Genomic DNA, 20,172 nt, shown 5'->3' with positions numbered 1-20,172 from the left:
ATGATCAATTCCCTCACGCAAGTTCGTCAGGCTTTATTCATTACCCTCTGTGGTTGAGATTGATCCTCAGCAAGGATTTTTTACCTGTCCTGTTTCTGAACAAGCTCTGTTCCGGCCTTGGGGGCGCTGTACCAGCAGTGATATAGTTCGCCGCCAGTTCGGTCCGCACAGCCTTTATGTCTATTCGGCGCAAGCATTTGTCGAAAATAAGGTGTCTGAGTGAAAGGCTGCATCCCAAGGAGTTTAGATGAGTGCCGATAACGCCTACGCGGTCGAGCTGAAGGGCCTTTCCTTCAAGCGCGGTACGCGCAGCATCTTCAATAATGTGGATATTCGCATTCCCCGTGGCAAAGTCACGGGCATCATGGGGCCTTCCGGCTGCGGCAAGACGACGCTGCTGCGGCTGATGGGCATGCAATTGCGCCCCTCCGCCGGTGAAGTCTGGGTCAATGGCCAGAACCTGCCGACCCTTTCGCGCAGCGACCTGTTCGATGCCCGCAAGCATATGGGCGTGCTGTTCCAGAGCGGTGCGCTGTTTACCGACCTCGACGTTTTCGAAAACGTGGCGTTCCCGCTGCGGGTGCATACACAGCTGTCCGATGAAATGATTCGTGACATTGTGTTACTGAAACTGCAGGCCGTAGGACTGCGCGGTGCCATCGACCTCATGCCCGACGAACTGTCCGGTGGTATGAAACGTCGCGTGGCCCTGGCGCGTGCCATCGCCCTCGACCCGCAGATTCTCATGTACGACGAACCGTTCGTTGGCCAGGACCCGATTGCCATGGGTGTCCTGGTGCGCCTGATCCGCCTGCTCAATGATGCGCTGGGTATCACCAGTATCGTGGTCTCCCACGACCTGGCCGAGACCGCGAGCATTGCCGACTACCTCTATGTAGTGGGCGATGGCCAGGTGCTGGGGCAGGGCACGCCTGAAGAGCTGATGAACGCAGATAACCCGCGCATTCGCCAATTCATGACCGGCGATCCCGATGGCCCGGTGCCTTTTCACTTTCCGGCAGCGGACTACCGCTCAGATCTTCTGGGGAAGCGTTGATGCGCAAGACATCTTTACTCGAAAAGGTTCGCCTTTTCGGCCGCTCCGGCATCGATATCATTGGCGTGCTGGGCCGTTCGACGATTTTCCTGTTTCATGCCTTGCTCGGCCGCGGCGGTATTGGCGGCGGCTTTGGCCTGTTGATCAAGCAACTGCACTCTGTGGGCGTGATGTCCCTGGTGATCATCGTGGTTTCCGGGGTGTTCATCGGCATGGTGCTGGCGCTGCAGGGCTTCAATATCCTGTCCAGCTACGGTTCGGAGCAGGCGGTGGGGCAGATGGTTGCCTTGACGCTGTTGCGTGAACTGGGTCCGGTGGTGACTGCGTTGCTGTTTGCCGGGCGCGCCGGTTCTGCGCTGACAGCCGAAATCGGCAACATGAAGGCCACCGAGCAGCTGTCCAGCCTGGAAATGATCGGTGTCGATCCGCTCAAGTACATTGTTGCCCCGCGCCTGTGGGCTGGCTTCATCTCTCTTCCACTGCTGGCAATGGTGTTCAGTGTGGTGGGGATCTGGGGCGGTTCGTGGGTGGCGGTTGACTGGCTGGGGGTCTACGACGGCTCCTACTGGGGCAACATGCAGAACAGCGTGACCTTCAGTGGTGACGTGCTCAATGGCATCATTAAAAGTATTGTTTTCGCCTTTGTAGTGACCTGGATCGCCGTATTCCAAGGCTATGACTGTGAGCCCACGTCTGAAGGGATCAGTCGCGCCACCACCAAGACCGTTGTGTACGCCTCGCTGGCGGTACTGGGCCTTGACTTCATTTTGACCGCCTTGATGTTTGGAGATTTCTGATGCAAAACCGCACTGTGGAAATCGGTGTCGGCCTTTTCTTGCTGGCTGGCATCCTGGCTTTACTGTTGCTCGCCCTGCGAGTCAGCGGCCTATCGGCCAGCCCCACCGCCGATACTTATAAACTTTACGCCTACTTCGACAATATCGCCGGTTTGACTGTCAGAGCTAAAGTGACCATGGCCGGTGTAACCATCGGCAAGGTCACGGCGATCGATCTGGACCGCGACAGCTTCACCGGCCGTGTGACCATGCAGGTGGACAAGAAGGTGGATAACCTGCCGACTGACTCCACTGCGTCTATCCTCACCGCTGGCCTGCTGGGCGAGAAGTACATCGGTATCAGCGTGGGCGGGGAAACAGCCCTGCTCAAGGATGGCTCGACCATTCATGACACACAGTCGTCGTTGGTGCTGGAGGACTTGATCGGTAAATTCCTGCTCAATACCGTCAATAAAGACGCCAAATGAGGAATGTGTTCATGATCTCTACTTTGCGACGTGGCCTGTTGGTACTGCTCGCGGCACTGCCGTTGATGGCTAACGCCGCTGCTGGCGGTTCCGCACATGATCTGGTGCAGGACACTACCAACAAGATGTTGGCTGACCTGTCGGCCAACAAGGAAAAGTACAAGCAGGATCCAAGTCAGTTCTACAACGCGCTCAACACCATCGTGGGCCCTGTTGTCGATGCTGAAGGTATTTCCCGCAGCATCATGACCGTCAAGTACTCGCGCAAGGCGACCCCTGCGCAGATGCAGACGTTCCAGGAAAACTTCAAGAAGGGCTTGTTCCAGTTCTACGGCAATGCCCTGCTCGAATACAACAACCAGGGTATTACTGTCGCTCCGGCCGGTGACGAATCGGGTGATCGCACCAGCGTCAACATGAGCGTCAAGGGCAACAATGGCGCGGTGTACCCGGTGCAGTACACGCTGGAGAAGGTCAACGGCGAGTGGAAACTGCGTAACGTGATCATCAACGGCATCAACATCGGCAAGCTGTTCCGTGACCAGTTTGCGGATGCAATGCAGCGCAATGGCAACGACCTGGACAAGACCATCAATGGTTGGGCCGGTGAAGTGGCCAAGGCCAAGGAAGAAACCGACAAAGCTGCCGGGAAGCCTGCCCAATGACCGAGTCGGCCATTCGCCTTGGCGAGTCCGGTGAGCTGCTGCTCAGCGGCGTGCTGGATTACAGCACCGGGCCAGCCCTGCGCAAGCAGGGGCAAGCGCTGATCAATGCCAGTACGGCGTCCGCGCTGGTGCTGGATTGCTCGGCGGTGGTGAAGTCCAGCAGCGTCGGCTTGTCGTTGCTGCTGTGTTTCATGCGTGATGCGCAGGCCGTCAAAAAGCCGGTAAGCATCCGTGCATTGCCCGAAGACATGCGTGAAATCGCTGAGGTTTCCGGTCTGACCGAGCTGTTGGCGCATCCTTAATACACATTATTAAAGAAGCCCCCCGTCAGAGTCCTGCTATGCGGGGTTCGCAGGCGCGGGGCTTTTTTGTATGATGTGCGACCCGCGCGCACTGGGCGCCCATAGAGGTTGATCATGCAGGCCCTAGAAGTTAAAAGCTTCCTTGAAGGAAAGCTGCCCCAAACTAATGTTGAAGTTGAGGGCGAAGGCTGCAATTTCCAGCTGAACGTGATTAGCGATGAACTGGCGGCGTTGAGCCCGGTCAAGCGTCAACAGCAGATCTATGCCCATTTGAACCCGTGGATCACCGATGGCAGCATCCATGCGGTCACTATGAAATTTTTCAGCCGCGCGGCCTGGGCCGAGCGCACCTGAGCCCCCAAGGCGTCGAGATTCTTATGGATAAATTGATTATTACCGGCGGTGCTCGTCTTGATGGCGAGATCCGCATTTCCGGGGCGAAGAACTCCGCCCTGCCGATCCTGGCAGCGACCTTGCTGTGCGATGGCCCGGTTACCGTGGCCAACCTGCCGCACCTGCACGACATCACCACCATGATCGAACTGTTCGGTCGCATGGGCATTGAGCCGGTGATCGACGAGAAACTCAGCGTCGAAATCGACCCGCGTACCATCAAGACCCTGATCGCGCCGTACGAACTGGTGAAAACCATGCGCGCCTCGATCCTGGTACTGGGCCCGATGGTTGCCCGTTTCGGCGAAGCAGAAGTCGCACTGCCTGGCGGTTGCGCCATCGGTTCACGTCCGGTTGATCTGCACATTCGTGGCCTTGAAGCCATGGGCGCAACCATCGACGTCGAAGGCGGCTACATCAAGGCCAAGGCGCCGGAAGGCGGCCTGCGTGGCGCGAACTTCTTCTTCGATACCGTCAGCGTGACCGGTACCGAGAACATCATGATGGCTGCTGCCCTGGCCAACGGCCGCAGCGTGCTGCAGAACGCCGCGCGCGAGCCGGAAGTAGTCGACCTGGCGAACTTCCTGATCGCCATGGGTGCCAACATCACTGGCGCCGGCACCGACACCATCACCATTGAAGGTGTTAAGCGCCTGCACTCGGCCACCTACAAAGTGATGCCGGACCGCATCGAGACCGGTACCTACCTGGTGGCTGCTGCCGTTACCGGTGGCCGCGTCAAGGTCAAGGACACCGATCCGACCATCCTTGAATCCGTCCTGGAAAAACTCAAGGAAGCCGGCGCTGAAATCACCACCGGTGAAGACTGGATCGAGCTGAACATGCACGGCAAGCGGCCAAAAGCCGTCAACGTGCGTACCGCTCCGTACCCGGCGTTCCCGACCGACATGCAAGCGCAGTTCATTTCCCTGAACGCGATTGCCGAAGGCACCGGCGCTGTGATCGAGACCATCTTCGAAAACCGCTTCATGCACGTGTATGAACTGCACCGCATGGGCGCCAAGATCCAGGTCGAAGGCAATACTGCCATCGTGACCGGCATCGAGAAGCTCAAGGGCGCGCCAGTGATGGCCACCGACCTGCGTGCCTCGGCCAGCCTGGTGATCTCGGCGCTGTGCGCTGACGGCGACACCCTGATCGACCGCATCTACCACATAGACCGTGGCTACGAGTGCATCGAAGAGAAACTGCAGATGCTCGGCGCGAAAATCCGCCGCGTACCGGGCTAATACCCGTAACTGCAAAGACCGTCACTGTGGCGAGGGAGCAAGCTCCCTCGCCACAGGAAGGTGTTTGTTGTTAAATGGTTTGTTTCAAATCGAGGCTGTAATGGCCTCGATCTGTGTCTGGCGCCGATTGCGACCGGACAGCAATAGCCTGATGAAGGACTGACGTTTCCCATGTTGACCATCGCACTGTCCAAGGGCCGCATCCTTGACGACACTTTGCCGCTTCTGGCTGAAGCGGGCATCGTGCCGACCGAGAATCCGGACAAGAGCCGCAAGCTGATCATCCCCACGACCCAGGACGACGTTCGTCTGTTGATCGTGCGGGCCACCGACGTGCCAACCTACGTTGAGCATGGCGCGGCCGACCTGGGCGTGGCGGGTAAAGACGTGTTGATGGAATACGGCGGCCAGGGCCTGTACGAGCCGCTGGACCTGCGTATTGCCCTGTGCAAGCTGATGACCGCCGGCCGTGTCGGTGACGTCGAGCCTAAGGGCCGCCTGCGGGTGGCAACCAAGTTCGTCAACGTCGCCAAGCGTTACTACGCCGAGCAAGGCCGCCAGGTCGACATCATCAAGCTTTACGGCTCGATGGAGCTGGCGCCGTTGATCGGCCTGGCCGACAAGATCATCGACGTGGTCGACACCGGCAACACCCTGCGCGCCAACGGCCTGGAGCCCCAGGACTTTATCGCCGACATCAGCTCCCGCCTGATCGTCAACAAAGCTTCGATGAAAATGCAGCACGCCCGTATCCAGGCGTTGATCGACACCCTGCGCAAGGCAGTGGAGTCTCGACACCGCGGTTGACTCACCCGCGCGGCCCTAAGCCGCGCCCGTCTATCCGCCTCATAGCCAGAATTCTCAGGTGCCCAAGCGGAAACGACTGCTAGTTTAGGGCGCCTGAGTTTTTGCCAATTCTATTGAGGCCCTCGCTATGACCACGTCCACTGCAATTGCCCGACTCAACGCTGCCGACCCGGATTTCGCCCATCATCTGGATCATCTGCTGAGCTGGGAAAGCGTGTCCGACGATTCGGTCAACCAGCGGGTGCTCGACATCATCAAGGCCGTGCGCGAGCGCGGTGACGCGGCGCTGGTGGATTTCACCCGGCAGTTCGATGGCCTGGACGTCGCCTCCATGGCCGACCTGATCCTGCCTCGCGAACGCCTGGAACTGGCCCTGACCCGCATCACCGCGCCCCAGCGCGAAGCCCTGGAAGTAGCGGCCGCGCGGGTGCGCAGCTACCACGAAAAACAGAAACAGGACTCCTGGAGCTACACCGAGGCCGACGGCACCGTGCTGGGCCAGAAGGTCACGCCGCTGGACCGCGCCGGCCTGTACGTGCCGGGCGGTAAAGCGTCGTACCCGTCCTCGGTACTGATGAACGCGATTCCGGCCAAGGTGGCCGGCGTGACCGAAGTGGTCATGGTGGTGCCGACCCCGCGTGGCGAAATCAACGAACTGGTGCTGGCCGCCGCGTGCATTGCAGGGGTTGATCGCGTGTTCACCATCGGCGGCGCCCAAGCGGTAGCCGCCCTGGCCTATGGCACTGAAAGCGTGCCGAAGGTCGACAAGGTGGTGGGCCCTGGCAACATCTACGTGGCCACCGCCAAGCGCCACGTGTTTGGCCAGGTCGGCATCGACATGATCGCCGGCCCTTCGGAAATCCTCGTGGTGTGTGACGGCCAGACCGACCCGGACTGGATCGCCATGGACCTGTTCTCCCAGGCCGAGCACGACGAAGACGCCCAGGCGATCCTGGTCAGCCCGGACGCCGAATTCCTCGACAAGGTCGCCGCCAGCATCGCCAAACTGCTGCCGACCATGGAGCGCGCCGAGATCATCGAAAAGTCGATCAACGGCCGTGGTGCTCTGATCCAAGTGCGCGACATGGAACAAGCCATCGAAGTGGCCAACCGCATTGCCCCGGAACACCTGGAGTTGTCCGTCGCCGACCCGCAAGCCTGGCTGCCGCTGATTCGTCACGCCGGTGCGATCTTCATGGGCCGCCACACCAGCGAAGCCCTGGGCGACTACTGCGCCGGTCCCAACCACGTGTTGCCGACCTCGGGCACCGCGCGTTTTTCCTCGCCGCTGGGTGTGTATGACTTCCAGAAGCGTTCGTCGATCATCTTCTGCTCGCCCCAGGGCGCGTCGGAGTTGGGCAAGACCGCTTCCGTGCTGGCCCGTGGCGAGTCGCTGACTGCCCACGCCCGCAGTGCCGAATACCGCATCGTTGACGATAAGCCGCAGGGGAACTGAAACATGAGCAAATTCTGGAGCCCGCTCGTCAAGGATCTCGTTCCTTACGTGCCCGGTGAGCAACCGAAGCTGACCAAACTGGTCAAGCTGAATACCAATGAAAACCCCTACGGCCCATCGCCCAAGGCGCTGGCCGCCATGCAGGCCGAGCTGAACGACAACCTGCGTTTGTACCCGGACCCCAACAGCGACCTGCTCAAGCAGGCGGTGGCGAAGTATTACGGGGTCGACGCGGGCAAGGTGTTCCTCGGCAACGGTTCCGACGAAGTCCTGGCGCACATCTTCCACGGTTTGTTCCAGCACGACTTGCCGCTGCTGTTCCCGGACATCAGCTACAGCTTCTACCCGGTGTACTGCGGCCTGTACCGCATTGCGTTCGACGCGGTGCCACTGGATGAACAGTTCCAGATCCGCGTGTCGGACTACGCCAGGCCCAACGGCGGGATCATCTTCCCCAACCCGAACGCGCCGACGGGTTGCGTGATGGCGCTGGACGCCGTGGAGCAGATCCTCAAGGCCAGCCCGGATTCGGTGGTGGTGGTCGATGAAGCCTATATCGACTTCGGCGGCGAGACCGCCATCAGCCTGGTGGACCGCTACCCGAACCTGCTGGTGACCCAAACCCTGTCCAAGTCGCGCTCCCTGGCCGGTTTGCGGGTGGGCCTGGCCGTGGGCCATCCGGACCTGATCGAGGCGCTGGAGCGGGTCAAGAACAGCTTCAACTCCTATCCGCTGGATCGTTTGGCGATTGTCGGCGCGGCCGCTGCGTTTGAAGACCGTGAGCACTTCCAGAAGACTTGCCAGTTAGTGATCGACAGCCGTGAAAAGCTGGTGGCGCAGTTGCAGGCCAAAGGTTTTGAGGTGCTGCCGTCTGCAGCCAACTTCATCTTTGCCCGTCACCCACGGCACGACGCCGCCGGGCTGGCAGCCAAGGTGCGGGAGCAAGGGGTGATTGTGCGGCACTTCAAGCAGGAGCGGATTGCCCAATTCCTGCGGATCAGCATCGGCACGCCTGAGCAGAATCAGGCGCTGATTGATGCGTTGGGTGAGCTGTAATCTTTATTGACTGAACCGGCGCCATCGCGGGCAAGCCCGGCTCCCACATTGGAATGCATTGTCAGAAAGAATGCAGTCCCCTGTGGGAGCCGGGCTTGCCCGCGATGGCGCCATCAGCAACACCAAAAAGCTAAAGCCTTACAGCAACGGCTCATCCGGTTTCTTGTTCTTCCAGCCGTCATTGCCCGGCAGCAGCAGATTCAACGCAATCGCTACCACCGCACACAGGGCAATGCCCTTCAGGCCAAAGTCATCCGGGCCGGTGCCGGTACCTACCAGCACACCGCCAATCCCGAACACCAGGGTCACCGACACAATCACCAGGTTGCGTGCTTCGCCGAGGTCTATCTTATGGCGGATCAGGGTGTTCATCCCCACCGCGGCAATCGAGCCGAACAGCAGGCACAAAATACCGCCCATCACCGGGACTGGAATGCTTTGCAGCAGCGCGCCGAACTTGCCGATAAACGCCAGGCTGATGGCAAACACTGCCGCCCAGGTCATGATCTTCGGGTTGTAGTTCTTGGTCAGCATCACCGCGCCGGTCACTTCCGCGTAGGTCGTGTTGGGCGGGCCGCCGAAGAGGCCGGCAGCGGTGGTGGCGATACCATCACCCAACAGCGTGCGGTGCAGGCCAGGCTTTTTCAGGTAGTCGCGACCGGTCACGCTGCCCACGGCAATGACGCCGCCGATGTGTTCGATCGCCGGGGCCAGGGCCACCGGGACGATAAACAGGATCGCCTGCCAGTTGAATTCTGGCGCGGTGAAGTGGGGCAGGGCGAACCATGGTGCGGCGGCGATCTTCGCGGTGTCGACGACACCGAAGTAGAACGACATGGCGAAACCCACCAACACACCGGAGATGATCGGCACCAGGCGGAAAATGCCTTTGCCGAACACCGCGACGATCAATGTGGTCAGCAGCGCTGGCATCGAGATCAGCATGGCGGTTTGGTAGTGGATCAACTCGCTACCGTCGCCCGCCTTGCCCATTGCCATGTTGGCGGCAATCGGCGCCATGGCCAGGCCGATGGAAATGATCACCGGCCCGATCACCACCGGCGGCAGCAGCCGGTCGATGAAACCGGTGCCCTTGATCTTCACAGCCAGGCCCAGGAAGGTGTAAACGAAACCGGCCGCCATCACGCCGCCCATGGTCGCCGCGAGGCCGAATTGGCCTTTGGCGAGAATGATCGGGGTGATAAACGCAAAGCTCGACGCCAGGAACACCGGCACTTGGCGCCCGGTGACCACTTGGAACAGCAAGGTGCCCAAGCCTGCGGTAAACAGGGCGACGTTTGGATCGAGACCGGTGATCAGCGGCATCAACACCAGCGCGCCAAATGCCACGAAGAGCATCTGTGCGCCAGACAGGATCTGGCGCCAAAGCGGGTCGTTGAACTCATCCTGCATGGTCACGCGTCCTTCTGCTTGGTACCGAAGATCTTGTCGCCGGCATCGCCCAGGCCCGGGATGATGTAGCCGTGTTCGTTCAGGCGTTCATCGATGGATGCGGTGTAGATCAGCACGTCCGGGTGGGCTTTCTCGACGGCGGCGATGCCTTCGGGAGCGGCCACCAGCACCATGGCGCGGATGTCCTTGCAACCGGCTTTTTTCAGCAGGTCGATGGTGGCAACCATGGAACTGCCGGTGGCGAGCATCGGGTCGATGATCATCGCCAGGCGTTCGTCGATTTCCGGGACCAGTTTTTCCAGGTAGGTGTGGGCCTGCAGCGTCTCTTCATTGCGGGCCACGCCCACGGCGCTGACCTTGGCGCCCGGGATCAGGCTGAGTACGCCTTCGAGCATGCCGATACCGGCGCGCAGGATCGGTACCACGGTAATCTTCTTGCCGGCGATTTTCTCGACCTGGACGGGACCACACCAACCGGCGATCTCGTAGTTTTCCAGGGGCAGGTCTTTGGTCGCCTCGTAGGTGAGCAGCGCTCCGACTTCCTGAGCAAGCTCACGGAAGTTCTTCGTGCTAATGTCGGCGCGGCGCATAAGGCCGAGTTTATGTCGGATCAGCGGATGGCGGATCTCACGGATGGGCATGGGGAAAGGCTCCGGCGGCGGGCAAAAAAACCGGCCTAGATTAATCTATCCGAGGGTGTTGTCCTATAGACATCTAGTACGTTAGTCCATTAAGGCTTGAACGTTGCGCCTCACATGCGTACCTTTGCCCGCTTTTCTTGCCACAGCACCCCCTTGGAGAGCGCCATGTCCGCTGATCTCGAGCATATCCGTCAAATCATGCGCGAGGCTGACTGCCTGTACACCGAAGCGCAAGTCGAAGAGGCCATCGCCAAGGTCGGCGCGCACATCTCCCGCGAAATGGCCGACACCAACCCGGTGGTCTTTTGCGTGATGAACGGTGGCCTGATTTTCGCCGGTAAATTGCTCACCCATCTGCAATTCCCGCTGGAAGCGTCCTACCTGCACGCCACCCGCTATCGTAACGAAACCAGCGGCGGCGACCTGTTCTGGAAAGCCAAGCCGGAAGTCTCGTTCATTGACCGCGACGTGCTGATCATCGATGACATCCTCGACGAAGGGCACACCCTGGGCGCCATCATCGACTTCTGCAAACACGCCGGCGCGCGCAACGTGCACACCGCCGTGCTGATCGACAAGGACCACGACCGCAAGGCCCGCCCGGACCTGAAAGCCGATTACGTGGGCCTGCCGTGCATCGACCGTTACATCTTCGGTTACGGCATGGACTACAAAGGCTACTGGCGCAACGCCAACGGGATTTACGCCGTTAAAGGGATGTAAGCGGGATTCAGGCGCAGGGCTGTCATGCTATCGTGCTTGGCCCCTGCGTCTGGAGCTGTTCATGAGCCTGTTGATTCGCACCTGCGCCGCCCTGGCGCTGACCTTCAGTTTGCCCCTGGCGGCCGCTCCTGCGCCGTTGCACGGCCAGTTCCTTCCTCCCGACGACCTTAATCTGCGAGCCGAAGCTGCGGACCAGCAGCAATTGCTGCAAGTCACCGACTATTCGGTGGTGGTGGGCAACCAGCGCCAATCCACCCAGCAGCCGATTCCGGTGACCTCGCCGTTGATGATCCGCCTCAAGGGCAAATCCTTGAACAAGGGCGCGACCATCGCCCAGGTGATCCTCAACTTTGACGCCGAAAGCAAAAGCCTGAAAAAACCGGTGTTCGACGATAAAAGCAAAACCCTCACCTTGTCGTATCCGATGACCCAGTACCGGGTGATTGTCGACCTGTTGCGCAATGACACGGTCTACGTGCAATTCCTCATTTACGCCAATGGCCATATCTGGGCTGATTTGCACACCGGGGCCGTTCGCGCCAAATAATCCAGTCGACGCGGATTCGGCCGTGTAAATACAGTCAATGTGGGAGCTGGCTTGCCTGCGATAGCGATGCATCAGTAACAGATGGGCCAACTGACCCACCGCTATCGCAGGCAAGCCAGCTCCCACATTGGTTCGCGTAGCTTTCGAAGCCGCTGTGCCGCAGGTAAACTGCTTTTCCCGTGTAAATGTCTGCAGGCTGGAGTCGGTAATGCGTAAAGATAAGAAACAGCTGATTGGTGATGAAATCGGCGACGAGCAAATCAAGCTGTTCCTGGATTTCGAGCCGGTAGACGCCACTTCGCCGTCCCTGCACAAACTGATCAAGGCTTACCGTGGCCTGCGCATCGATGATTTCGAGCGTTTCCTGGTTTTCTTCAAGGAAGCCGGCCTGGACCTCGATGGCAAGGATGAGCATGGCCTGACGTTTGTTGACGTGATCAAGGACCAGCGCAACGCCGCCGAGTACATCGAGCTGATCGAACAAGCCCGCGGCTGATTGCTACGGACAAAAAAAACGCCCCATCGGGGCGTTTTTCGTTCCCACGCTCTGCGTGGGAATGCATCCACTGACGCTCTGCGTCACGACGCTCAAGCGTAGCTTTCGGTCTCGCTGCTTTGCTCAACCAGTTCCAGGCTGATGTTGTTCTGCGTGTTGATCTTGCGATACAGCTGCGCATCGGTCTCCAGGACCTTTTCCCGAGCCGGGAAGATCTCGTGCAGCTTGGCTGCCCACTCACCGGCCGCTTTCGTCGGGAAGCAGCGTTCGATGAGTTCCAGCATGATCGACACCGTCACCGAAGCACCCGGAGATGCGCCCAGCAGGGCGGCCAACGAACCGTCCTTGGCCGCAACCAGTTCGGTACCGAATTGCAGCACGCCGCCTTTCTTCGGGTCTTTCTTGATGATCTGCACCCGTTGGCCGGCCACTTCCAGGCGCCAGTCTTCGGCTTTCGCTTCAGGGTAGAAGCGGCGCAGGGATTCCAGGCGCTGCTCCATGGACTGGCGCACTTCGCTGACCAGGTACTTGGTCAGGTCCATGTTGTCCCGGGCCACGGCCAGCATCGGGCCGATGTTGCCTGCACGAATCGACAGGGGCAGGTCGAGGAACGAACCGTGCTTGAGGAACTTGGTGGTGAAGCCGGCATAGGGCCCGAACAACAGGGACTTCTTGCCATCCACCACGCGGGTGTCGAGGTGCGGTACCGACATCGGTGGCGAACCCACGGCCGCCTGGCTGTAGACCTTGGCCTGGTGGTGCTTGACCACTTCCGGGTTGTCACAACGCAGCCATTGGCCGCTGACCGGGAAGCCGCCGAAGCCTTTGCTTTCTTCGATGCCCGAGGCCTGCAGCAGCGGGAGGGCCGCGCCGCCGGCGCCGAGGAACACGAACTTGGCGTCCACATCACGGGAATTGCCGCTGTTGACATCCTTGATGCTCACGGTCCAGCCGGCGCCGTTGCGCTTGAGGCCGGTGACGCGCTTGCTGTACTTGACCTGGGCATCCGGCGCGCTGGTCAGGTGCGAGAGCAACTGGTTGGTCAGGGCGCCGAAGTTGACGTCGGTGCCATTCATCACGCGGGTGGCAGCGATTTTTTCGTCCAGCGGGCGGCCGGGCATCATCAGCGGCATCCACTCGGCCATTTCGCTGCGGTCTTCGGTGTAGTGCATGTCCGAGAACGCGTGGTGCTGGCTGAGGGTTTCAAAGCGCTTCTTGAGGAACGACACGCCTTTCTCGCCCTGCACGAAGCTCAGGTGCGGCACGGGGCTGATAAAGGACTTGGACGACCCAAAGGTGCCTTTCTTGGTCAGGTAGGCCCAGAACTGCTTCGACACCTCGAATTGGGTGTTGATGTGCACGGCTTTCTTGATGTCGATGGAGCCGTCGCCCGCCTGCGGTGTGTAGTTCAGCTCACACAGCCCGGCATGGCCGGTACCGGCGTTGTTCCACGGGTTGGAACTTTCCGCGGCACCCGAGTCCATCAGCTCAACGACTTCCAGCTTGAGGCCGGGGTCGAGCTCTTTGAGCAGTACGGCGAGGGTGGCACTCATGATGCCCGCACCTACCAGTACTACGTCGACTGCTTCGTTATGCGCCATTTAACGCGTCTCCAAAATCTGCAGCACCAAATTGACGGCATGGCTGCCAGGAGTGACGGGGCGGTTCACGTGATGCCCCAGGTTACCCATGGCCAGGATCGCCATGTCCGATTCTTCGCAATTTATCGCAAGCGGACGCTGCCGACCGGGCCTGATCTGCGTATGAACGCATTTACGGGCGCCTGTGGCAATTCGACTTATGGTCAAGCTCGTCCGATCGTGCAACCAAATCCGTAGCGGACAGGCTTCAAGCTCCGGTTCTTGAGGAGTACTCGGTCCTGTGTGGTGGGGCTGTTCCAGACGCTGATGGTGCTTGTACAAACGCAAAACTATTCATTTGCTCGCCACACTCTTGTGAAGTTGTGAAAACCCGTTTTTTTCACGCTCTTTTGAAGACGTGAACCTCAAAAAAGGGCTGCCCCAGCCTGGCACCTGGCCCGAAATCACTGCCGGCAAGCGGCAAAACGGGCAAACAACTCAAGTGGCCGAGCGCATGGCAGCTCTGGCAGATTCGGGTAAAGACGATGGTTTGCAGAGAAAACAGCAAGCTCGCCAGCTTCACTCGATCTGTGTGGGCGGCTCTCTGTGGGCGGTGCGGGGAGCTAATACAAGCGCATTAGCGATGCTGCGAGGCCCGATCAGGAGACGTCCTTATAATCGGGGGAGATTGTAGCGAAGAAATGCGCGCAAATGGACGTGTTTAATGACTTTTATTAGCAGTCTGGTCAGGAGACCAACGCATGCCGTGGCTGTGGCTGCGAAACCCGTGGGCTGACACGGGCGCTGGCGGGCAGCGGACGGTGCATCCAGCTCAGGCGGGTCTCTTCGACTTCGACCCAGCCTTCACCGACGGGCGGCAAGCTGCACTGCTTGAAGGCCTGGCAGCAGCCTTGGGCATCGAGCAGGGCAAAGTGGCGATGGCTGGTGTGGGAAAAGAACAGTGATTTGAGAAGGCGCATGGTTTTGTACCCGGTTCGTTACATGCTGCGAAGGTTGGCAGTCTGGCATGACATTGAGGTGACGGTTCTGTGTGAAAATTGTAATTTCGCCGACAGTTCAGCCACCGTTCAGGAATTCTGGTGAGTGGCGAGCGCTCACCGTTATACTGGCGCCCTGTTTGCATCTAGTCCTGGAGAAATGAGTATGTTGCAACGCCTGTTGTTCGGTTTGATCACTGTGACCAGTTTGACCCTGGTTGGCTGCGCCCACAGCCCGCAACAACTCAGCCCGCAACCGAAAATCACCACCCAGTTGGCGCCTGTCGGCCATGGCCAGCCGGTGTCGGTGCGTGTGGTTGACGGGCGTCCGTCGCCGACCCTCGGCACCCGTGGCGGCCTGTACCCGGAAACCAGCGCCATCACGGTGACCGGTGCCGACGTGCTGCCCAAGCTGCAAGCCCAGGCCGAAGCGGCTGTGCGCCTGCTGGGCTTCACCCCGGCCAACTCGCCCGGCGCTCCACAACTGACCATTACCCTGGCCGAGCTGAAGTATCAGTCGCCCAAGGAAGGCCTGTACGTGACTGAAGCCACCATCGGCGCGACCTTCAAGTCCGACGTGACCGCCGGCACCCGTCGCTACACTGGCCGTTACGGCGCTTCGCTGGACCAGCGCTTCGGCATGGCGCCGAATCAGGAAACCAACACCAAGCTGGTCAGCGATGTGTTGAGCGATGCCCTGACGCGTCTGTTCAAGGACCCGAGCATCGGTTCGCTGCTCAGCTCACAGTAACCGTTCATAAAAAAACCGGGCTCGTCACTGAGCCCGGTTTTTTTTCGCCTGTCGGTGTCATGCAGCCGTTTCGACATAAAAGTCCAGCACACTCACACCCGTGAGCAAATCCAGCTCCGGCAGGTCGGCATGCTGATGCCCGCCGAGGGCGCAATACACCAGCCAGTGGCGGTCCTGAACATTGAACGCGAGGCCGCCCACCAGTGCTTCCTGCTCATCGCTTGGGGCAATCAGATACAGCCGATCCTGGTTTTGCGCGTGCAACATGACAAGCTCCCGGGCTTTCGAAGGGCAACAGAGTGGCTTGTTAAGGTGACGTTCAGGTGACGCTGTAAATTACTGGATACATTAGCCGTCAATGGGGAAGGAGCAATGACGCGCAGGCGGCGCATATCATTCAGGTTTGTATCTGAACTGATACCAAGACACTGATACATCGAGGTTTGCGATGTCGCTGACCGCACTACTGCTCAATTCCCTTGCCCTGTTGCTGGCCTGCCCGGCAGCCTGGTTGCTGTTTGTCACACGCCTGCACGAACAGCGCGCGATGGCCCGGCTTGACGCGCAAAGCGCACTGCGCGCGATTGATCAACCGATGCTGCTGCTTGATGTGCTGACGCAGCGCACCCATCGCCTGTTCTACCGGCTGGGGTTTGCCTGTCTTGGGCTGGCGTTGCTGGTTTCCTTGCTGAGCAAACACCTGTAGGCGCCTGCTGGCACCTACAGGTGATCGTCTTTAGAGCGCAATCCCGGCCTTGACCCGGTACTGATTCCTCACCGGCGTCGCGTATTGCAGCACCAGATACGGCCGATGCTCGGCCGGGCATGCGTTCAACCGCCGCTCCCACTCCGCTTTTGCCTTGGCCAACTCATCCGCCGGGAACACTTCGGCGGCGGTCGGTACCTGCAATTGCGGGTCGGCATCGCTCCATTGGGCGTACGCCAGGTAATGCACCGGGAACAACCGATAACCGCCCAGGATCTGCCGGTCCATCTCGATCGCCAGCAGCTTGGTGTCTTCGAACGCCTCGGTGATCGGCGGCGCGAAGTTGACGTGCACCCGGCCCTTGTAGCCGGTGATGCCCAGGGCAATGCTCACGTCATCTTCCCCCGGTGCCTTGCTGTAGGTGCCGGTGGTGGCGCGGATGTATAGCTCGCGGGCCTTGGCTGCATCGCACGGGTCGTATTCGTAGCTGATGGACACCGGCGTCAGGTTCAGTGACTGGATGACCTCGGCGAACGGCTCGTCCTTGCGGCTCATGTGGAACATCTTGAGGATCGCCGACTCGGTGCGATCATCCCCATCCTTGGCGCGGCCTTCGGCCTGGGCGATCCAGATCGACTGGCAGTCGTTGCGAATCGAATGGTTGATGTAGGCCGACAGCAGCTGGTAAGCGGCCATCTTCTCTTTGCGCCCGGTGATCGAGCGGTGCACGATGAAACTCTTGTTCAGGCGCATCAGGTCGCTGACAAACGGCTTTTGCAGCAGGTTGTCGCCGATGGCGATACGTGGCGTGGGCAGGCCGGCGTGGTACACGGCGTAGTTGACGAAGGCGGGGTCCATCACGATGTCGCGGTGGTTGGCCAGGAACAGGTAGGCGCTGCCAGACTTGAACTGCTCCACGCCGGTGTACGTCACGCCGTCGGTCGCGCGCTCGATGGTGTGGTCGACGTAAAACTCGACTTTGTCCTGCAGCGTGGCCACGGTGGTGACGCCGGCGAACTCACGGCGCAGCTTGTGGGCGATCATCGGCTTGAGCAGCCAGCCAAAGGCGCCGGCAAAGCGCGGGAAGCGAAAGTGGGTCAGGATGTCCAGAAAGGCCTTGTCACTGAACAGTCGGGCCAGCACTGCCGGGACTTCGCTGTCGTTGTAAGGTCGGATGGTATCGAATTCGCCCATCATGCTCTCTTGTTAGAAACGGCTAGGGTAAGTAAAGGTTTGGAACAATAAATATCAGGGCGTGGTCCGGGCAATTGGCCGGGACGAAAAATAGCCCTGTAAATAGACCGGCGATTATACGCACAAGTCACCTGGGAGACCGCGATGGAAGAGGAGTCGTACGAATGTCCTTATTGTGGAGAGGTAGTTACCGCGTTACTGGACCTGTCCGGGGGCGATCAGCACTATATTGAGGACTGCCCGGTGTGCTGCCGGCCCATTACCTTCATCCTGCAGATTCATGGTGATGAATGGATGCTCGAAGTGCGCAGCGAGAACGAATAAAGGTACGCCCATGCAGCGAATCTACGAACCGGAAAACCTGATGGAAGGCGAATTGCTGCAGGGCATGCTCGAGAGCGAGGGCATCACTGCACACCTGGTGGGGCGCGATTTGCTGGGTGGCACCGGTGAGTTGCCGATCTACGGCCTGCTGGCGCTGGCGGTGGAGAACGATCAGGCCGCCTACGCCCGTGAGTTGATCACCGCCTACAACGGGGCCCAACCCGTGCCGGGTGATGAACCCGACAGCTTCCCCGACGTGTTGGTCTGTTAGGCTGTCGGCCAGTTTCTCCAAGAGTCGTGTTGCCCCATGTGTGGACGTTATGCCCTGTTTCGCTGGAACCCCGCGTTTGCTGCCTTGCCGGGCTTTCCGGCCGACCAGCAGGCCCAGTGGAACATTTCTCCCAATGATTCGGTGCTGATCCAGCGCCTGAGCGACGGCCAGCACACCCTGGCGCGGGCGCGCTGGGGCCTCACGCCGCCCTGGCTGACCGATCTTTCCCGTACGCCGGCCCACGCCCGGGCGGAAACCCTGGCGGAGCAACCGATGTTTCGCGAAGCCTTTCGTCAGCGCCGCTGTTTGTTGCCGGCCAACGGTTTCTACGAATGGCGCGGTACCCAGCGCAAGCGCCCGTATTGGCTGACGCCGGGGGAGGGCAGCACGCTGTTCTTTGCGGCGATCTGGGAAGCGTATCCAGTGCAGGAGCAGGTGTGGTTGAGTACGGCGGTGGTGACCCAGGCGGCGCAGAGCCAGCGGCGGCCGCTCATTCTCGACGCGGCGGGGCAGGCAGCCTGGCTGAACCCCGAGACGCCGTTGCACACCTTGCAGGCCTTGTTGGCCAGTGAACCCACCGCGTTGCGCGAGCGGGTGCTGGCCAATATGGTCAACGATCCGAAACTCAATGGGCCGGAGTGCCTGACGCCGGGTTGAACCTGCAGGTTTTTGCTTGGGTTTAGGGCCCTATCGCAGGCAAGCCAGCTCCCACCTTTGATCTGTGAATACATTCAAAGTGTGGGAGCTGGCTTGCCTGCGATGAGGCCCTGAACTTCACCCAATAACCTCAAACCTTGAACTGATTGATCAGCCGGCGCTGCTGCTCCGCCAGCTTGGTCAAATCCGCGCTGGCCGCGCTCGACTCGTCCGCCCCGCCCGCCACTTCATTGGCCACTTGCCCGATATTGATCACGTTACGGTTGATGTCTTCGGCCACTGCGCTCTGTTCCTCGGCGGCGCTGGCGATCTGGGTGTTCATGTCGTTGATCACCGACACCGCCTGCGTGATGGTCTCCAGCGCCTGTGCCGCCTTGGCTGCGTGTTGCACGCTTTCGTCGGTGCGGTTCTGGCTGTCTTCCATCACCCGCACCACGTCGCGGGTGCCTTGCTGCAGTTGCTGGATCATGGTCTGGATTTCTTCGGTGGCCTTCTGGGTCTTCTGCGCCAGGTTGCGCACCTCGTCGGCCACCACTGCAAATCCGCGTCCTTGCTCACCGGCCCGCGCCGCCTCGATGGCTGCGTTGAGCGCCAGCAGGTTGGTCTGCTCGGCAATCCCGCGAATTGCCGTGAGGATGGCGTTGATGTTCTCGCTGTCCTTGGCCAGCGCCTGCACCACACCGACCGCTTTGCCGATTTCCTGGGCGAGGGCGCCGATGGAGGTGGAGGTGTCGCGCACAATCTGCATGCCCTGGCTCGCCGCCTGGTCGGCGTGGCTGGCGGCTTGGGCAGCCTGGGTGGCGTTGCGCGCCACGTCCTGGGCGGTTGCGGTCATCTCGTGTACGGCGGTGGCCACCTGATCGATCTCGACCATCTGCTTGTGCACGCCCTGGTTGGTGCGAATCGCGATGTCGGCGGTGTGTTCCGACGAGTCGCTGACCTTCTGCACCGAGCTCACCACCTGGGTAATCATCCCCTGCAATTTGGCCAGGAACGTATTGAAGCCACTGGCAATCGCCCCCAGTTCGTCGGTGCGATCACTGGTCAGGCGGCGGGTCAGGTCGCCTTCGCCCTGGGCGATGTCATTGAGCATCGCCACCATTTGCTTGAGCGGCCGGGCAATGCCGTGGCCCACCAGCCAGATCACCAGCAAGCCGATGCCGGCAATCAGCAATCCGGCCACGGCCATGCCGAAAATATCGGTTTTGCGCTGGGCGTCGAGGTCATGCTGCATGGCCTGCAAGTCGGCCATGACTGCGCTCAGGGGCAGCTGCAGCATCAGCGTCCAGCGGGCGTCGGTCTGGCCGATGTTGAACGGCAGGAACAACTCGATATGCCCGTGTTCCTTGTCCACGTCGTAGCGTACTTCGCCGATCTTCAGTTGGCTGAGGTTCGCCAGTTCGTTGCTGTCGAGCAGGTCACTGGCTTTTTCCCCCAGCTTGCTGGCGTCCTGGGTGTAGGCCACCAGGCGGCCGTTGCTGGAAATCAGCGCCAGTTCACCGGCGCCGTTGTACAAATTCTGATCAGCCTTGGTGAGCATTTCCTGGATGAAGTTCACCGACAGGTCGGCGCCGACGATGCCCTGGAAGGTGCCGTCGATCATGATCGGTTCGATAAACGA

The 20,172-nt window shown here is 60.2% G+C and carries 25 protein-coding genes and 1 pseudogene; 18 read left to right on the top strand and 8 right to left on the bottom strand.

Going from position 1 to position 20,172, the window contains the following annotated elements; genetic code table 11:
* The first annotated feature begins 247 nt into the window (after positions 1–247).
* From JFV30_RS24010 to hisC, 10 genes are all read left to right on the top strand, one after another.
* Entirely contained in the window at positions 248–1,057 is an 810-nt protein-coding gene (locus tag JFV30_RS24010; RefSeq protein ID WP_003216128.1) for an ATP-binding cassette domain-containing protein, read from the top strand.
* Entirely contained in the window at positions 1,057–1,854 is a 798-nt protein-coding gene (mlaE, locus tag JFV30_RS24005) for a lipid asymmetry maintenance ABC transporter permease subunit MlaE (protein WP_003216131.1), read from the top strand. Before JFV30_RS24010 ends, mlaE begins: the two co-directional genes overlap by 1 nt.
* A complete protein-coding gene (gene mlaD / locus JFV30_RS24000) occupies positions 1,854–2,321 on the top strand; it encodes an outer membrane lipid asymmetry maintenance protein MlaD (protein WP_010170575.1) in 468 nt (155 codons plus the stop codon). Before mlaE ends, mlaD begins: the two co-directional genes overlap by 1 nt.
* Before the next feature lie 11 nt (positions 2,322–2,332).
* Positions 2,333–2,986 carry an MlaC/ttg2D family ABC transporter substrate-binding protein gene (locus tag JFV30_RS23995; RefSeq protein ID WP_010170573.1) on the top strand — a complete coding sequence of 218 codons (654 nt, stop codon included), beginning with the start codon at positions 2,333–2,335 and terminating at the stop codon, positions 2,984–2,986.
* Positions 2,983–3,288: an STAS domain-containing protein gene (locus JFV30_RS23990; RefSeq protein WP_010170571.1), complete on the top strand. Its 306-nt coding sequence runs from the start codon at positions 2,983–2,985 to the stop codon at positions 3,286–3,288. The genes JFV30_RS23995 and JFV30_RS23990 overlap by 4 nt, the downstream gene beginning before the upstream one ends.
* Before the next feature lie 114 nt (positions 3,289–3,402).
* A complete protein-coding gene (locus tag JFV30_RS23985) occupies positions 3,403–3,642 on the top strand; it encodes a BolA family protein (RefSeq protein WP_010170570.1) in 240 nt (79 codons plus the stop codon).
* A 23-nt stretch (positions 3,643–3,665) separates the two neighbouring features.
* Positions 3,666–4,931 carry a UDP-N-acetylglucosamine 1-carboxyvinyltransferase gene (gene murA, locus JFV30_RS23980; RefSeq protein ID WP_177084230.1) on the top strand — a complete coding sequence of 422 codons (1,266 nt, stop codon included), beginning with the start codon at positions 3,666–3,668 and terminating at the stop codon, positions 4,929–4,931.
* Between the two features lie 171 nt (positions 4,932–5,102).
* A complete protein-coding gene (gene hisG, locus JFV30_RS23975; protein WP_003188599.1) occupies positions 5,103–5,738 on the top strand; it encodes an ATP phosphoribosyltransferase in 636 nt (211 codons plus the stop codon).
* A 127-nt stretch (positions 5,739–5,865) separates the two neighbouring features.
* A complete protein-coding gene (gene hisD, locus JFV30_RS23970; RefSeq protein ID WP_010170565.1) occupies positions 5,866–7,194 on the top strand; it encodes a histidinol dehydrogenase in 1,329 nt (442 codons plus the stop codon).
* Between the two features lie 3 nt (positions 7,195–7,197).
* Positions 7,198–8,250 carry a histidinol-phosphate transaminase gene (gene hisC / locus JFV30_RS23965; protein WP_201125359.1) on the top strand — a complete coding sequence of 351 codons (1,053 nt, stop codon included), beginning with the start codon at positions 7,198–7,200 and terminating at the stop codon, positions 8,248–8,250.
* A gap of 138 nt (positions 8,251–8,388) precedes the next feature.
* Here the strand turns inward: hisC and JFV30_RS23960 are convergent, their stop codons facing one another.
* Positions 8,389–9,663 carry a uracil-xanthine permease family protein gene (locus JFV30_RS23960; RefSeq protein ID WP_010170563.1) on the bottom strand — a complete coding sequence of 425 codons (1,275 nt, stop codon included), beginning with the start codon at positions 9,661–9,663 and terminating at the stop codon, positions 8,389–8,391.
* A gap of 2 nt (positions 9,664–9,665) precedes the next feature.
* The gene (gene upp, locus JFV30_RS23955; protein ID WP_003216149.1) at positions 9,666–10,304 is read right to left on the bottom strand and encodes a uracil phosphoribosyltransferase; all 639 of its coding nucleotides are present in this window, start codon (positions 10,302–10,304) and stop codon (positions 9,666–9,668) included.
* A 165-nt stretch (positions 10,305–10,469) separates the two neighbouring features.
* On the opposite strand from upp, the gene JFV30_RS23950 reads away from it, so the two are divergent.
* The 3 genes from JFV30_RS23950 (at position 10,470) to JFV30_RS23940 (ending at position 12,070) form a co-directional block, all read left to right on the top strand.
* On the top strand, positions 10,470–11,027 hold the full coding sequence (locus JFV30_RS23950; RefSeq protein WP_177084221.1) for a hypoxanthine-guanine phosphoribosyltransferase: 558 nt from the start codon (positions 10,470–10,472) through the stop codon (positions 11,025–11,027).
* A 61-nt stretch (positions 11,028–11,088) separates the two neighbouring features.
* Entirely contained in the window at positions 11,089–11,574 is a 486-nt protein-coding gene (locus tag JFV30_RS23945; RefSeq protein WP_201125358.1) for a hypothetical protein, read from the top strand.
* Positions 11,575–11,782: 208 nt separating this feature from the next.
* Positions 11,783–12,070 (top strand): PA4642 family protein, encoded by a 288-nt coding sequence (locus JFV30_RS23940; protein ID WP_010170557.1) that lies wholly within the window; start codon positions 11,783–11,785, stop codon positions 12,068–12,070.
* 92 nt (positions 12,071–12,162) lie between these two features.
* Here the strand turns inward: JFV30_RS23940 and mqo are convergent, their stop codons facing one another.
* Entirely contained in the window at positions 12,163–13,671 is a 1,509-nt protein-coding gene (mqo, locus tag JFV30_RS23935) for a malate dehydrogenase (quinone) (protein WP_201125357.1), read from the bottom strand.
* 725 nt (positions 13,672–14,396) lie between these two features.
* Positions 14,397–14,630: a hypothetical protein gene (locus JFV30_RS23930; protein WP_169386297.1), complete on the bottom strand. Its 234-nt coding sequence runs from the start codon at positions 14,628–14,630 to the stop codon at positions 14,397–14,399.
* Between the two features lie 184 nt (positions 14,631–14,814).
* Here JFV30_RS23930 and JFV30_RS23925 point away from each other — a divergent pair, with 184 nt between their 5' ends.
* Positions 14,815–15,399: a YajG family lipoprotein gene (locus JFV30_RS23925; protein ID WP_201125356.1), complete on the top strand. Its 585-nt coding sequence runs from the start codon at positions 14,815–14,817 to the stop codon at positions 15,397–15,399.
* Positions 15,400–15,456: 57 nt separating this feature from the next.
* On the opposite strand, the gene JFV30_RS23920 is transcribed toward JFV30_RS23925, so the two are convergent.
* On the bottom strand, positions 15,457–15,666 hold the full coding sequence (locus JFV30_RS23920) for a hypothetical protein (RefSeq protein ID WP_008434269.1): 210 nt from the start codon (positions 15,664–15,666) through the stop codon (positions 15,457–15,459).
* 181 nt (positions 15,667–15,847) lie between these two features.
* Here JFV30_RS23920 and JFV30_RS23915 point away from each other — a divergent pair, with 181 nt between their 5' ends.
* Positions 15,848–16,105 (top strand): hypothetical protein, encoded by a 258-nt coding sequence (locus JFV30_RS23915; RefSeq protein WP_010170543.1) that lies wholly within the window; start codon positions 15,848–15,850, stop codon positions 16,103–16,105.
* A 30-nt stretch (positions 16,106–16,135) separates the two neighbouring features.
* On the opposite strand, the gene JFV30_RS23910 is transcribed toward JFV30_RS23915, so the two are convergent.
* Positions 16,136–17,299, bottom strand: coding sequence for a 1-acyl-sn-glycerol-3-phosphate acyltransferase (locus JFV30_RS23910; RefSeq protein WP_029615884.1), 1,164 nt, complete (start codon positions 17,297–17,299; stop codon positions 16,136–16,138).
* Between the two features lie 144 nt (positions 17,300–17,443).
* Between JFV30_RS23910 and JFV30_RS23905 the strand changes: the two genes are divergently transcribed.
* The 3 genes from JFV30_RS23905 to JFV30_RS23895 are packed head-to-tail and all read left to right on the top strand — an operon-like array spanning position 17,444 to position 18,551.
* The gene (locus JFV30_RS23905) at positions 17,444–17,623 is read left to right on the top strand and encodes a CPXCG motif-containing cysteine-rich protein (RefSeq protein ID WP_010170539.1); all 180 of its coding nucleotides are present in this window, start codon (positions 17,444–17,446) and stop codon (positions 17,621–17,623) included.
* A 10-nt stretch (positions 17,624–17,633) separates the two neighbouring features.
* A complete protein-coding gene (locus tag JFV30_RS23900; RefSeq protein ID WP_010170538.1) occupies positions 17,634–17,894 on the top strand; it encodes a putative signal transducing protein in 261 nt (86 codons plus the stop codon).
* Positions 17,895–17,930: 36 nt separating this feature from the next.
* Complete coding sequence (locus tag JFV30_RS23895) at positions 17,931–18,551, top strand: SOS response-associated peptidase (RefSeq protein WP_003216163.1); 621 nt, start codon at positions 17,931–17,933, stop codon at positions 18,549–18,551.
* 130 nt (positions 18,552–18,681) lie between these two features.
* Here the strand turns inward: JFV30_RS23895 and JFV30_RS33750 are convergent, their stop codons facing one another.
* Both JFV30_RS33750 and JFV30_RS33745 read right to left on the bottom strand, forming a co-directional pair.
* The gene (locus JFV30_RS33750) at positions 18,682–19,425 is read right to left on the bottom strand and encodes a methyl-accepting chemotaxis protein (protein WP_371318568.1); all 744 of its coding nucleotides are present in this window, start codon (positions 19,423–19,425) and stop codon (positions 18,682–18,684) included.
* Between the two features lie 114 nt (positions 19,426–19,539).
* Positions 19,540–19,740, bottom strand: a pseudogene (locus JFV30_RS33745) (HAMP domain-containing protein); the annotation flags it as partial.
* Between the last annotated feature and the right edge of the window lie 432 nt (positions 19,741–20,172).

Source organism: Pseudomonas sp. TH32 (genome assembly GCF_016650855.1).
Lineage (GTDB): Bacteria > Pseudomonadota > Gammaproteobacteria > Pseudomonadales > Pseudomonadaceae > Aquipseudomonas.
The sequence above is the reverse complement of the archived record's forward strand: the minus strand, read 5'-3'. Positions and strand labels throughout refer to the sequence as shown.